This is a genomic window from Pseudomonas sp. 05L36 (genome assembly GCF_056398125.1).
On sequence record NZ_JBFTOU010000007.1, the window covers coordinates 16,753 to 30,248 of the forward strand.

Annotated in this window: 14 protein-coding genes; 9 read left to right on the forward strand and 5 right to left on the reverse strand. The window is 60.8% G+C overall.

Annotated features, from left to right (window positions below):
• Entirely contained in the window at positions 1 to 942 is a 942-nt protein-coding gene (locus tag AC1DKH_RS09785; RefSeq protein ID WP_477798061.1) for a LysR family transcriptional regulator, read from the reverse strand.
• 15 nt (positions 943 to 957) lie between these two features.
• On the opposite strand from AC1DKH_RS09785, the gene AC1DKH_RS09790 reads away from it, so the two are divergent.
• Positions 958 to 1,665, forward strand: a complete 708-nt coding sequence (locus AC1DKH_RS09790; protein WP_477754443.1) for a CTP synthase C-terminal region-related (seleno)protein — start codon at positions 958 to 960, stop codon at positions 1,663 to 1,665.
• Positions 1,662 to 1,985 (forward strand): antibiotic biosynthesis monooxygenase family protein, encoded by a 324-nt coding sequence (locus tag AC1DKH_RS09795; protein ID WP_477754439.1) that lies wholly within the window; start codon positions 1,662 to 1,664, stop codon positions 1,983 to 1,985. Before AC1DKH_RS09790 ends, AC1DKH_RS09795 begins: the two co-directional genes overlap by 4 nt.
• 142 nt (positions 1,986 to 2,127) lie before the next feature.
• On the opposite strand, the gene AC1DKH_RS09800 is transcribed toward AC1DKH_RS09795, so the two are convergent.
• Positions 2,128 to 2,454: a DUF2025 family protein gene (locus AC1DKH_RS09800; RefSeq protein WP_477754440.1), complete on the reverse strand. Its 327-nt coding sequence runs from the start codon at positions 2,452 to 2,454 to the stop codon at positions 2,128 to 2,130.
• Between the two features lie 211 nt (positions 2,455 to 2,665).
• On the opposite strand from AC1DKH_RS09800, the gene AC1DKH_RS09805 reads away from it, so the two are divergent.
• The gene (locus AC1DKH_RS09805) at positions 2,666 to 3,799 is read left to right on the forward strand and encodes a glycerophosphodiester phosphodiesterase (RefSeq protein WP_477798062.1); all 1,134 of its coding nucleotides are present in this window, start codon (positions 2,666 to 2,668) and stop codon (positions 3,797 to 3,799) included.
• Between the two features lie 207 nt (positions 3,800 to 4,006).
• Positions 4,007 to 4,312, forward strand: a complete 306-nt coding sequence (locus AC1DKH_RS09810; RefSeq protein ID WP_108215173.1) for a PepSY domain-containing protein — start codon at positions 4,007 to 4,009, stop codon at positions 4,310 to 4,312.
• Between the two features lie 60 nt (positions 4,313 to 4,372).
• Here AC1DKH_RS09810 and AC1DKH_RS09815 read toward each other — a convergent pair whose 3' ends face one another.
• Positions 4,373 to 5,998 carry a methyl-accepting chemotaxis protein gene (locus AC1DKH_RS09815; protein WP_477798063.1) on the reverse strand — a complete coding sequence of 542 codons (1,626 nt, stop codon included), beginning with the start codon at positions 5,996 to 5,998 and terminating at the stop codon, positions 4,373 to 4,375.
• 273 nt (positions 5,999 to 6,271) lie between these two features.
• Between AC1DKH_RS09815 and AC1DKH_RS09820 the strand changes: the two genes are divergently transcribed.
• From AC1DKH_RS09820 to AC1DKH_RS09835, 4 genes are all read left to right on the forward strand, one after another.
• Positions 6,272 to 7,294: a transporter gene (locus tag AC1DKH_RS09820; protein WP_477756221.1), complete on the forward strand. Its 1,023-nt coding sequence runs from the start codon at positions 6,272 to 6,274 to the stop codon at positions 7,292 to 7,294.
• Between the two features lie 242 nt (positions 7,295 to 7,536).
• Entirely contained in the window at positions 7,537 to 9,150 is a 1,614-nt protein-coding gene (locus AC1DKH_RS09825; protein WP_477798064.1) for an inorganic phosphate transporter, read from the forward strand.
• A 186-nt stretch (positions 9,151 to 9,336) separates the two neighbouring features.
• Positions 9,337 to 10,203, forward strand: coding sequence for a hypothetical protein (locus AC1DKH_RS09830; protein ID WP_477760706.1), 867 nt, complete (start codon positions 9,337 to 9,339; stop codon positions 10,201 to 10,203).
• The gene (locus AC1DKH_RS09835) at positions 10,200 to 10,922 is read left to right on the forward strand and encodes a TylF/MycF/NovP-related O-methyltransferase (protein ID WP_108215167.1); all 723 of its coding nucleotides are present in this window, start codon (positions 10,200 to 10,202) and stop codon (positions 10,920 to 10,922) included. The genes AC1DKH_RS09830 and AC1DKH_RS09835 overlap by 4 nt, the downstream gene beginning before the upstream one ends.
• 147 nt (positions 10,923 to 11,069) lie before the next feature.
• Here AC1DKH_RS09835 and AC1DKH_RS09840 read toward each other — a convergent pair whose 3' ends face one another.
• Entirely contained in the window at positions 11,070 to 11,966 is an 897-nt protein-coding gene (locus tag AC1DKH_RS09840) for a LysR family transcriptional regulator (RefSeq protein ID WP_477798065.1), read from the reverse strand.
• Between the two features lie 122 nt (positions 11,967 to 12,088).
• On the opposite strand from AC1DKH_RS09840, the gene AC1DKH_RS09845 reads away from it, so the two are divergent.
• The gene (locus tag AC1DKH_RS09845) at positions 12,089 to 12,847 is read left to right on the forward strand and encodes an SDR family NAD(P)-dependent oxidoreductase (protein WP_477798066.1); all 759 of its coding nucleotides are present in this window, start codon (positions 12,089 to 12,091) and stop codon (positions 12,845 to 12,847) included.
• A gap of 147 nt (positions 12,848 to 12,994) precedes the next feature.
• Here the strand turns inward: AC1DKH_RS09845 and AC1DKH_RS09850 are convergent, their stop codons facing one another.
• Positions 12,995 to 13,429 carry a multidrug/biocide efflux PACE transporter gene (locus AC1DKH_RS09850; RefSeq protein WP_477798067.1) on the reverse strand — a complete coding sequence of 145 codons (435 nt, stop codon included), beginning with the start codon at positions 13,427 to 13,429 and terminating at the stop codon, positions 12,995 to 12,997.
• Positions 13,430 to 13,496 lie beyond the last annotated feature (67 nt).

The window sequence follows — 13,496 nt, forward strand, 5'->3', positions numbered from 1 at the left end:
TCACGGCAGTTTCAGCGCCCGTCCCAACTCATCGAACAAGGTGACCACCGAGCGCAAGGCGCGACAGTCGGGACGGGTCAGCAGCCACAGCGCGGTGTCGTATCCGTGCAACGGCTCGCCCAGCGGCTTTAATCCGTCGCCGATCAAAAAGTCCGGTAACGCCGCGACCCCCAGCCCCGCCCTGACCAGCTCGGTCACCGACAGCATGCTGTTGCAGCGATAACCCGGCGTTACGCCAGGCCAGGCTTGGCGACGCCAGGAAACGGTCGGGTGATCAGGCAGGAATTCATCCGGGGCGATCCAGGTCAATGAGGCCAGGTCAGTGGTGTTGACCGATTGCAGGTATCGCTCGCTGGCGCACACGCGGTAGGCAATATCCGCCAGTCGCCGTCCCACCAGATGCTCCGGCGGCGTGCGGGTCAGGCGCAGGGCGATATCGGCATCCCGACGGCTGAGGTTGGCAAAATCATTGGACGTGCTGAGTTCGAGGGTCAGCGCCGGATAGTTCGGCATGAACTGCGCCAGCGCTGGCAACAGCAAACCTTGCAGGACCGAATCGGTACAGGTCAGGCGCACGATGCCGCTGATCACTTCACCGCCCTGCTCGACACCGATGCGCGCAGCCTCCAGCGCCTGCTCCGCGCGCTCGGCCTGTTCAGCCAGGGACTGCGCCAGGGTGGTGGGCAGGTAACCCGCGCGGCTTTTTTCGAACAATTGCTGACCCAGTGCAGCCTCCAGCCGGCGCACCGCTCGAAACACCGTCGAGACATCCACCTTCAACAGCTGCGCGGCCCGGGCCAGAGAGCCGCCGCGCACCAGTGCGAGGATCAGTGCCAGGTCCGGGTAGTCCAGTCGATAGTGCGCCACTGCATTGATCACTTGGGAGAACGCCAATATTGAGTGCGTGAACGCCAATCTATAGTGGGCACCAGGAATCAACAAGTGCAGAGGCCACTCATGGAAAACCGCCCGATTCGCATCGCCCTGATCGGCGACTGCGACCCACACGTCACCGCCCACCAGGCCATTCCCGTCGCCCTCGAAAAGGCCGCTGAACACAGCGGTCTGAATGTGCAATGGCAATGGCTGCCCACCGATGAAATCCACGCCGAGTCACCGCTGCACACCTTCGATGGCTTCTGGTGTGTACCGGCCAGCCCTTACCGCAGTACGGACGGCGCATTGACAGCGATCCGTTTTGCCCGCGAACGACGGCGACCGTTCCTCGGCACCTGCGGTGGTTTTCAACACGCGGTGCTGGAATACGCGCGCAATGTGCTGGGCTGGTCGGATGCCGAACACGGCGAGACTTCACCCGATGCAACGCGGGCGCTGCTGACGCCACTGTCGTGCGCGCTGGTGGAGGCAGTCGATACGATTCATTTGCTTGAGGGTTCGTTGATCGCCGATGCGTACGAAAGCACCGAAACTCGTGAAGGCTATCGCTGTCGTTATGGGGTGAATCCGCAGTTCGAAAGGGAGCTGCTCAAGCGCGAACTGCACGCCGTCGGCCACGATTCGGAACAAGGACTGCGCGTGGTCGAACTCAGCGGTCATCCGTTCTTTGTCGCGACCTTGTTCCAGCCCGAGCGAGCGGCGCTCAAGGGCGTCTTGCCGCCGTTGGTTGGCGCCTTTGTCGAAGCCTGTGCGGGGCGGTCATCATGATCGCCGATACGCCAGCCGCGCCTTATTACGCAGTGATCTTCACCTCGGTGCGCACCGAAGGTGACCAGGGTTACGCAGAAGCAGCCGCACGGATGCTGGAACTGGCCTGTGAACAGCCGGGGTTTCTCGGGGTGGAATCGGCGCGGGGCGAGGATGGGCTTGGGATTACGGTGTCGTACTGGGCCAGTGAGGCGGCGATTCTGGCGTGGAAGCATCATCCGGAGCACAGTGCGATTCGCGAGCGTGGGCGCTCGACCTGGTATTCGCGGTGTCATACGCGGGTGTGCAGGGTTGAGCGGGCCTACGGGTTCAATCAGTAACTGATTTAGAGTTCTTCTGGCCGCCATCGCGAGCAAGCTCGCTCCCACAGTGTTTTGTGTCGGGTACATGACTTGCGTACACCCACACACCCTGTGGGAGCGAGCTTGCTCGCGATGGGGCCAGTCAAATCACCACCAAAACTCACCCCTGAACCAAACTGCGAACCGCCGAAATCTCCGGCACTTCCCGCCGGTTCATGTACACCCGCAACGGCTCGGTGATGTTGATCCGGTCATCGATGTTCTGGTCCAGCAACAACTGAATCAATTCGCGCTTGAGCGTCACGGTCTGCCCGGGACCAGTGGCCCAGACGAATTCGCTGGTCGGGATGATGCCGTCGTCCGCCACGTCCATGCCGAACGAGTCTTCGCTGAAGCGCACGATGTAGTGCCCGGTCTTGCGGTTGAGGCCGACGAAGCCTTTGAGTTGGTCGGCAGCCTGGCAGATGAGCTGGGAAGTGATGCGCATGGTAAACCCCGCAATGGTGATCGTTGGTTTGCACGCAGGGCCTGCGTTTCCCTCTGCCGGGGAAATTGCAGGGCCCCAGCGTACTGCAAACGGGTGCACAAAAGCGCTGACGAAAATCAGCTTTAGACAGGTTTGTGTCGGTCTCGCGATAGCGCCTGCAAAGATCAGTTGTTAAAAGGGACCGCTCACTCATTGCGAAAGGATCTCGACCATGCCCACAACCTTTACTAAAAGCGCCCTGTTACTGAGCCTGTTGCTCGGCCTCGGCCTCGGCCATGCACAGGCCGCCAGCGAACCCGGCCCTGCGGCACTGGCGACCCGCTTGGGCATTCCGCATCCAGCGGTGATCGCCCACCGTGGCGCGTCGTTCGATGCGCCGGAATCCACCGCCGCCGCCTACAAGACTGCCCGCGACCTGAGCGCCGACTATCTGGAAATGGACCTGCAGCGCAGCAAGGATGGCGTGCTGTTTGCCCTGCACGACAACAATCTGCAACGCACCACCGACGTCGCCAGCAAATTCCCCGAGCGCAAGGACAGCCCGGCCAATGCGTTCACCATGGCCGAGCTGAAAACCCTGGATGCGGGCAGTTGGTTCAATGCCGCGTACCCGGATCGCGCACGTCCCGCCTTCGCGGGCCTGAAGATTCTGACCCTCGATGAAATCATCGACATCGCCGAGGGCAACGCCCTGCACAAGCCCGGCCTGTACATCGAGACCAAGGAGCCGAAGCAGTTTCCCGGCATCGAACACGACCTCAAGGAAAAACTTCAGGACCGTGGCTGGCTGAGCCCGACCGGTTCGAAACTGGCGAAAAGCGAACTGGGAGTCGGCCAGGGCAAAGGCAAGGTGGTCCTGCAGACCTTCGAGAAGAGCAGCCTCGAACTGCTGCAAAAGGAGATGCCAACGGTGCCGAAAATCCTGCTGTTGTGGGTCGGTGAAGGCAGTATCGAGCCCAGGTCCAAGGTGACATTTGCCGAGTCCGGCGAAAAGGACAAGGCCGCGTACTACGCCGCACAGGAACCGAAGGACAAAGCCGAATTCCAGCGTTGGGTCGACTACGCCAAGACTCAAGGCGCCATCGGTACCGGCCCGTCCGCCGCACTGACCCAGGGTGGCGACCAGAGTTACTCCGATCTGGTGCAACCGTGGATGAACCAGTACACCCACGATCAGGGCTTGCTGGTGCACGTGTACACCATCGACGAAGCGGTGGACTACCAGAAAGTCATGGAAGCCGGTGTCGACGGCATCTTCACCAATCGCGCCAGTGAATTGCTGAAGTTCTATAAACGCCCGGCGGCGGCGAGTGTGGCGCAGGTGCTACAGAACAACGGCTACTGATGCCGAATTGCACAAAACCTGTGGGAGCGAGCTTGCTCGCGATAGGGCCATCAGCTTCAACATCCACGTTGACTGACCCTCCGCTTTCGCGGGCAAGCCACGCTCCCACAGGGATTGATGCAGGACATGTCGGGGGTTTTAAGGGTGGATTAATTTACACAAGGTAACCTGATCTCACTTGAACGGATCACCCAAGGAAAGAAGCCCATGAAGACCCTGACTGCTTTGTTGACCGCTGCAACCCTGACCTTCGCCGCGGGCCTGGCCCAGGCCGATGTGCGAGTCGATGAGATCCCGCAACTGGTCAAGGACGGCAAGATCAAGTCACTGGAAGATCTGAACAGGATCGCGCTGGATCTGCATCCGGGTGCAACGATCACCAAAACCGAACTGGACAACTACTTCAACGGTTACGAGTACGAAGTCGAACTGCGTGATGCCAAAAACGTCGAGTGGGATGTGGACATCGATGCCTCCAACGGCAAGGTCCTGAAGAACAAACAGGACACCTGATCCCGAAGCGCACAAAAGCCGCACGATTGAGAAGTCGTGCGGCTTTTGTGCATTCTGGACTCAAGCGCTCAAACGCGCCGTCACCTCGTTCAACTGCCCCGACAAACCATGCAGGTTGCTGCTGGCCGCTTCAGTGCGCTGCACGTTGTCCAGGTTGGTACTGGCGATGCTGGTGATCTCGGTGAGGTTGCGCGAGATGTCTTCGGCCACCGAGGTCTGCTCTTCGGCGGCAGTGGCGATCTGGCGGTTCATGTCACGGATGGCTTCCACGGCCAGGGTGATGCGTTCGAGCATGGCGCCGGCCTCGGTCACTTGCTGCACGCTCTGCTCGCTGCGCGACTGACCGCTTTCAATCGCCTGGGCTGCTTCGATTGCACCGGTCTGCACGGTCTGAATGATCTGGTTGATCTCGATGATTGACGCTGCCGTGCGCTGGGCCAGGCTGCGCACTTCATCGGCCACCACCGCGAAACCGCGTCCGGCCTCACCGGCGCGGGCCGCTTCGATGGCCGCGTTGAGTGCCAGCAGGTTAGTCTGTTCGGCGATGCCGCGAATCACTTCCAGCACTTTGCCGATGCGCCCACTGTCAGTTTCCAGTTGGCGGATGACCGTGGCGGTGTTGGCGATTTCGCCGCGCATTTGGGTGATGGTGTGGATGGTGCCCTGCATGACTTTTTCGCCCTGCTGGGCGGACTGGTCGGCATCATCGGCGGCCCGTGCCGCTTCGGCGGCATGACGGGCCACTTCCTGTGCGGTAGCGGACATTTCGTTCATCGCCGTGGCCACCTGATCGGTGCGGTTGAACTGCTCGTTGGTACCGCCGGCCATCACGGTGGCGATCGAGTTCAACTCACCGCTGGCGCTGTCCAGGTCAGACGCGCTGCGCTGCAAACGGCTGAAGGTTTCGGCGAGGAAATCGCGCAGGGTGTTGGCGGCCATCGCCAGTTTGCCCAACTCGTCCTGGCGAGTGCTGGCCACGCGCTCGCCAAAACGACCCTGGCTGAGTTGCGCCACGTATTCGATCAGTTTGCGGATCGGCTCGACCAGGTTGCGGTTGACCAGCCACAGGCTCAGCAGGCCGATCAGCAAACCCGAAACCAGCATCACCATGATCCCCAGCATCACCGTGCGATCGGCAGCGGCGCTGATCAGCGTCGATTGTTCGGCGCCCTGCTTGCGCAACTCGCTGACCAGTTCACTCATTTGATCGCTGGCCGCGCGGTCCACGCCCTTGACCGCCGCGTCGCCTGCCGTCGGGTCACCACCGGCGGCCACGAACGCGTCCCGGCCCTTCTGATAGGCCGCGCCCAACTGGCGATGTTCGTCACGCAAGCGCTCGATGCGGCTCTTGAGTTGCGGCTCGATGCCCTTCTGCCCGGCCAGCTCGCCGAGGATGTTCTGCACATCGCGCTGACGGTCTTCGAATTGCCCCCAGTACTTGCTCAGGTCCGCCGGTTGCTTGCCGCGCAACAGGACGTTTTTCCACTCCTGCACCTGCACCTTGAATTGCAGGTTGGCTTCATCGATCAATTGCGAGGTATGCAGCGGGCCTTCGATCAGATTGGCGTAGCTCTGCACGCCGCTGGACAGGAAGTGAAAGCACGCCAGCGCGATCAACAGAGTCGCCAGCAGGCTGCCGCTCAGCAGGGCGAGAATTTGTGCTCTCAGGGACTTTTGCAAAAGCATCGGATGGTACTCATGACGGGAATGAGGCACGCCCCGGTAAGGCGTGAAAAGTGTCCGGACTTCCCTGTCTGCGGTCCCGGCCGATGGCCGGCGGCGCGCAACTCAACCCAAGCGTGATCGGCAAGCCAGAGCGGTTCTTGAGAAAATTCCGACCGCCGGTAGTGCAATCGTTTGCGTTATTTTCCCGTCACAAAACCGTCATCCCCGCTTGCGATGATGCCGTTCAAGTGAACCTGCGAAACCTGCGACAGGCGTCTCCCCTTGCGAGCCCTCATGAACCACAGCATCGATCACAGTCATCGCGACACGGATCTGTTCGGCCTGCTCTATGGTTTCAGCTTTCGCCCCGGTGAGGCCGGTCGGGAAATCAATTCCGCCGAGGCCTTGCAGTACCTGCAACAACCGCAAAGCGATGAGCAATTTCTCTGGCTGCACCTGAACCTCGCCCATGCCGCGTGCGAACGCTGGATGAAAAGTCATCTGGAGTTGCCCGAGGAATTTTTCGAGGCGCTGCACGAAGGCTCGCGCTCGACGCGCATCGAGCATGTCGATTCGGCGCTGCTCGCGGTGGTCAACGACGTGGTGTTCAACCTCAGCAACATGGTCTCGTCGGATGTCTCGACCCTGTGGGTGTGCGCCCGCAGCCAATTGATCATCAGCGCCCGTCTGCAACCGCTGCACTCGGTGGACAAACTGCGCTCGTCGGTGAAGGCCCGGGAATGCTTTCGCTCCCCGCTGGAGTTGCTGGTGCATTTGCTGCGCGACCAGGGTGAAGTGCTGACCCAGATCGTGCGCAAGACCAGCCAGAGCGTGGATCAGATCGAAGACGAATTGCTCTCCTCGCGCCTGTCGACCAACCGCGCTGAGCTGGGCGCCAATCGCCGGGTGCTGGTGCGCTTGCAACGGCTGCTGGCGCTGGAGCCAGGCTCCTTGCTGCGCCTGCTCAACCGGCCACCGCAATGGCTGCAAAAGGAAGACGTGAAGGAGTTGCGCAAATCCACCGAGGAGTTTGCGCTGATCATCAACGACCTCACGGCGCTGGGTGAGCGGATCAAGCTGTTGCAGGAAGAGATCGCCGCCAACATCAACGAACAGACCAACCGCACGCTGTTCACCCTGACGGTGGTAACGGTGCTGGCGCTGCCGATCAACATCATCGCCGGTTTCTTCGGCATGAACGTCGGCGGCATTCCGCTGGCCGGTGATCCGGAGGGTTTCTGGATCCTGGTGGCGCTGGTCGCGACCTTTACCGTGATCGCCGGGCGCTGGGCGTTTCGCAAGCAGCAGGATTATTGAACGCACCCGGCCCCCTGTGGGAGCGAGCTTGCTCGCGATAGCGGTGGATCAGTCAACATCAATGCTGGCTGTACCGACGCCATCGCGAGCAAGCTCGCACACAGGTTCCAGGATTCACTTCCACAAACAGGTGACTTCAGATCAGCGGGCTGCAAAAACCTAAACACTGGCCCAAAGCAGTCTCCCTGTAACAATTGGCAACGATTATCACTGGTACACCTCCCCCCTCAGGAATGTCCGTGATGGCTACGCCCTCCTACACCGCCGCCCCGGCACCCGCCAGTAGCGCCAAACCACTATTCGACAAGAAACCCGGCCTGCTCACCATCGTGGTGTTTTTTGCCGTGCTGGCCATCGGCTTATTGTTTACCGCCTACAGCCTGATGCACGACATGAGCGAACTCGGCACGGTGGTCACCACCTGGACGCCGTTTCTGCTGCTCGGCGTGGCGCTGCTGATTGCCCTGGGCTTTGAGTTCGTCAACGGCTTCCACGACACCGCCAACGCAGTGGCCACGGTGATTTACACCCACTCGTTGCCGCCAAACGTTGCGGTGGTCTGGTCCGGTTTCTTCAACTTCCTCGGGGTGCTGCTGTCCAGTGGCGCGGTGGCGTTCGGCATTATCGCCCTGCTGCCGGTGGAGCTGATCCTGCAAGTCGGTTCGTCCGCCGGTTTCGCCATGATCTTCGCCCTGCTGATCGCCGCGATCCTGTGGAACCTCGGCACCTGGTGGCTGGGCCTGCCAGCGTCGTCATCGCACACCCTGATCGGCTCGATCATCGGGGTCGGCGTGGCCAACGCCCTGATGCACGGCCGCGACGGCACCAGTGGCGTGGACTGGGCGCAAGCCACCAAGATCGGTTACGCGCTGTTGCTCTCGCCACTGGTCGGCTTCGGCTGCGCCGCACTGCTGTTGCTGGCCCTGCGCGCGTTCGTCAAGAATCGTGCGCTGTACAAGGAGCCAAAGGGCGAGACCCCGCCGCCGTGGTGGATTCGCGGCCTGTTGATCGTGACCTGCACTGGTGTGTCGTTTGCCCACGGTTCGAACGACGGTCAGAAAGGCATGGGCCTGATCATGCTGATTCTGGTGGGCACGCTACCAATGGCTTACGCCTTGAACCGCACCATGCCGGCCGATCAAGCGTTGCAGTTCGCCGCGGTCGCCGAAGTGACCCAGCAAGCGCTGGTCAAGGCGGCACCGCAATCGCCCCCCGCCGACCCACGCGCGGTGCTGTCCGAATACATGCGCAGCAAGGAAGCGACCCCGCAACTGGTGCCGGCGCTGGCTGCGCTGACCGGCAGCATCGGCGCCCAGGTCAAGGGATATGGCTCGCTGTCGAAAGTCCCGGCCGAGGCCGTGGGCAACGTGCGTAACGACATGTATTTGAGCAGCGAAACCATTCGCCTGATGGACAAGAACAAGGTCGGCAATTTCGACGCCGACACCAACGGCAAGCTGCAATTGTTCAAGCAACAGATCGACAACTCCACGCGGTTCATTCCGCTGTGGGTGAAAATCGCCGTGGCCATCGCCCTGGGTCTGGGCACCATGGTCGGCTGGAAGCGCATCGTGGTGACCGTCGGCGAGAAAATCGGCAAGACCCACCTGACCTACGCCCAGGGCGCCTCGGCAGAAACCGTGGCGATGCTGACCATCGGCGCCGCCGACATGTTCGGCCTGCCGGTGTCGACCACTCACGTGCTGTCCTCGGGCGTGGCCGGGACCATGGTCGCCAACGGCGGCGGCTTGCAGATGAGGACCATCCGCAACCTGCTGATGGCCTGGGTGTTGACCTTGCCGGCGGCGATCCTGCTGTCGGGTAGCCTGTACTGGTTGTTCACCCAACTGTTCTGATCACTCCCGCCTGTACTCACATCCCGCAGCGAGCAATCGCTGCGGGATGTTTGCTTTCAGCCCGGCGCAAAGCCGCGCATTTCATCGCCAACTCAAGGTATTGATCGTTTCATTCGAGGATGGCGCTTCAGTTTGTCAGCCTGTTGCCGACTCTTATGAGAGCCAAAGTATTCCTGGGTGAGAACCGTGAACTTATTCATCAATCAGTTGCACAAGCACGCTGATTTCAGAAGTGCGATCTACGCTGGCGACATCTTCCTCAACACCGAACTGAAAGCGGCAAAGGAACTCTGTGCCTTTGCCCAGGAAAGCATCACGGCCGCCTTCGATGGCGAGACCAACCACCAGGCGCTGCACACGTTGATGCCAGTGGAAGAGTTCGTGGTGCTGGTGACTCGCCTCAAGGGCCAGTTCACCAACAGCCTGCGTGCCAAGGAACTGATCCGCAGCTTCACCGACGAAATCGGTGCCGCTCCCGAAGAGTTCATTTTCGACGTACCGCGCATCCGTGTCGTGCCCAACTACGACTACCTGCACGCTGGCGTCAGCTACGCCTACAAGCCCCATCGCGATACCTGGTACGGCGGTGTCGACTGCCAGATCAATACCTGGATGCCGGTCTACACGATCCAGCCTGACCAGACCATGATGATCAACCCGGCCTACTTCGACGTCGCGGTGAAAAACACCTCGGCGCAGTGGAGCCTGTCCGACTGGATCGACGTGCAACGTCAGCGCGCCAAGGACAACGTCAAGGAAGAGGCGCGCCAGCACCCGGTGCCCACCGAAGCGATCAACACCACCTCTGAACTGCGCATCGCCGGCAACACCGCCGAGATGCTGGTGTTCTCGGGTTCGCACCTGCACGGCACCGTGCCCAATTACACGCAACAAACCCGCTTCAGCGTGGACTTTCGCCTGATGCACCTCGACGACCTCAAGCAGCAGCGCGGCGCGATCAACGTCGACAGCGCCTGCCCGGATGTCGGCGCCGGTTTCAAAGACTACTTCCACGTCCACGACTTTTCGAATTTCCGAGGAATCCAGCAATGACCAAGCGTCGCATCACGCCCGCCGAGGCCCAGTACAACGAAACCCGTACCAATGTCCTGAAACGGGTCGATGCCGAATATGTGGCCGACGCGCCGTTCGTCTTCGCCAACCGTATCGGCGTGACGGCTGCATTGTCGCGCATGGAGCTGTTCAAAAAGGTCGCCGAAGTGCCCGGCGCGATCATTGAGTGCGGCGTGTACAAGGGCAACTCGCTGATGCTCTACATGCACTTGTCGATGATTCTCGAGCCGTATGCGATCAACCGCTCGATCGTGGGCTTCGACACCTTCGAAGGCTTCCAGAGCATCGACAAGAAAGAAGACCCGGCCGACGTCAACGAAACCATGTTCGCCGACACCGACCAGTCGCTGATCCAGGACATGATCGACGCCAACGACCTGTTGCGCCCGGTCAACCGCATTCCGCGTTGCGAGCTGGTCAAGGGCGACATCGTCCAGACCGTACCGGAGTGGGTCAAGACCCGTCCGGACCTGGTCGTGGCCATGCTGATCCTCGACACTGACCTGTACGAGTCGACCAAAGTCGCGCTGGAAACCTTCCTGCCGTACATGCCCAAAGGCGCGATCGTGGTGCTCGACGAAGTCGCCTACCGCAACTTCCCGGGCGAAACCAAGGCCCTGCGTGAAGTGCTCGACCTGAACAAGATCGAACTCAAGCGCCTGCCGTTCGATTCGTGCGTGGGTTACTTCCACGTCTGATCCAAAGACCTGGAAATTGGTGCAAAAACCTGTGGGAGCGAGCTTGCTCGCGATAGCGGTGGTTCAGTCAACAGTGATGTTGAATGTTATGGCCTCATCGCGAGCAAGCTCGCTCCCACAGGGGCCAGTCTCCTGCTGGGACCGCTCTCAAACTTCTGAGCGGATCACTTCTCCCAGCCAATCCATGAACACCCTGACCCGCAACGGCAAATGCCGCTGCCGGGCATAGAGCAGCGACGCCTCCATGGACGGTGCATTGAACGGCTGCAACACCTCGACCAATTCGCCGCTTTGCAGGTATTGCTGCATGCCCATCCTCGGCGCCTGAATCAGGCCGAAGCCACCCAGGCACGCGGCCTCGTAGGCATCGGTGCTGTTGACTGTGACACTGCCAGCCATCGGCAGTCGCTGCACCTGACCCTTGTCGACGTACACGAACCCTTCCGAACGCCCGCCCAGTACGCCGACGTAGTGCACCAGCCGATGCTGCGCCAGATCCTCCAGTCGCTCCGGCACGCCATAACGCTGCAAATACGCAGGGCTGGCGCAGTTGACCATGGTGAAGTCACACAGGTGTCGCGCCACCACCGATTGATCCGGTTGGGCGCCGATGCGCAGCACGCAATCGAAGCCTTCGGCGAGCAGATCGACCCGGCGGTCGGTGCTGCTGATTTCCAGTTCAAGCAGCGGGTGCTGCGCCATGAACGCCGGCAGGCGCGGCATCACCACCCGACGAGCGAGAATGTTCGGCAGGTCGATGCGAATCCGCCCGACCAGCGACGCCTCGTCCTGGCGGAACAAACCCTCGATTTCGTCCATGTGCGACAGCAGGTCCTTGCTGCGCTCATACAACACCAGGCCATCCTGGGTCGCCTGAACCTTGCGCGTGGTGCGTTGCAACAGACGGGTGCCAAGCAATGCCTCCAGCGCCTGCACATGCTCGGACACCGTTGAGCGAGGCAGGCCCAGGCTTTCTCCGGCCAGGGTGAAACTCGACATCTCGCTGACACGGACAAAGGTGCGCAACAGTTCCAGTTTGTTCATTGGCCTGCTCTTTTATTGTTCGGATTATCCGACCAGTGATTCCGGTTTCACTCTATTTATCACCCCTCAGCGGATAAATAAACTTCCTCGCATCAACCGTCCACTGCACTTGAGGAAATCCCATGAACCGTAAAATCGCACTGATCACCGGCGCCAGTCGCGGCCTCGGCAAAAACGCAGCCCTGCATCTGGTCGCCCAAGGCATCGACATCATTGGCACCTACAACAGCCGCGCCGATGAGGCGCAGGCCCTGGTGGCCGAGATTGAAAGCCTGGGCGGTCGCGCCGCCATGCTGCAACTGGACGTTGCCCAGAGTGAGCATTTCGGCGCCTTCGGCAGCGAAGTGGCGAAGGTCTTGCAAAGCCACTTCGGGCGCGAGCGCTTCGACTTTCTGGTGAACAACGCCGGGATCGGCCTGCACGCCAACTTCGTCGACACCACCGTCGAGCAGTTCGACCTGCTGGTGAACATTCATTTCAAGGGGCCGTTTTTCCTGACGCAGACGCTGTTGCCATTGCTCAATGACGGCGGGCGCATCGTCAACATTTCCAGTGGCCTGGCCCGCTTCAGCCTGCCGGGTCACAGCGCCTACGCGGCGATGAAAGGCGCGATGGAAGTGCTGACCCGCTACCAGGCCAAGGAACTCGGCGCGCGCAACATCGCGGTGAATATCCTGGCACCGGGTGCGATAGAAACCGATTTCAGCGGTGGCGCCGTGCGCGACAACCCCGAGTTGAACACGCTGGTGGCGAATAACACCGCCCTGGGTCGCGCCGGTTTGCCGGATGACATCGGCGCCGCGATTGCGCTGCTGCTGGCGCCGGGCAGCCAGTGGATCAATGGTCAGCGTATCGAGGCGTCGGGGGGGATGTTTCTGTAACGTTCAACAGCAGGCATTGCACAAAACCCTGTGGCGAGGGAGCTTGCTCCCGCTGGATCGCGAAGCGGTCCCAAGCTTTACGACTGCTGCGCAGCCGAGCGGGACGGTGCGGCGATCCGACAAGCTCCCTCGCCACAAAAACGGTACTCAGCAAGCCTCGCGAGTCATCACCACCCGCTCCCGAACCACGTCATACACCCAGTGATAGATATAGGTGTACGGCAGGAAGAACAGCAACACACCGATATCCAGCAGGAACGCCTGCCACAGGCTGACATTCAGCCACCAGGCGATCAGCGGTACGCCAAGAGCAACCAGACCGCCTTCGAACAACAGCGCATGCACCACACGGACCCAGGCGTTGTGTGCGATGGCGAAGCGCTTGAGCAGCCGATCGAACATACCGTTGAAGACCACGTTCCAGGCCAGGGCCAGGCCGGCGATGAGGACGGTGACCATGCCCATTTCCAGCATCGGTTTGTTCATGATCCAGGCCAGCAACGGGGTACAGATCAGGATGGCCAGCAGTTCGAAACCGATGGCCTGGAAAATACGTTCAGTAATGGACTTGTTGGCGCTCATGGCCGAACTCCCTTGAGTGACTGTGGTTGCCATGATCTGTCACCACACCGATACTTCATAACCAATA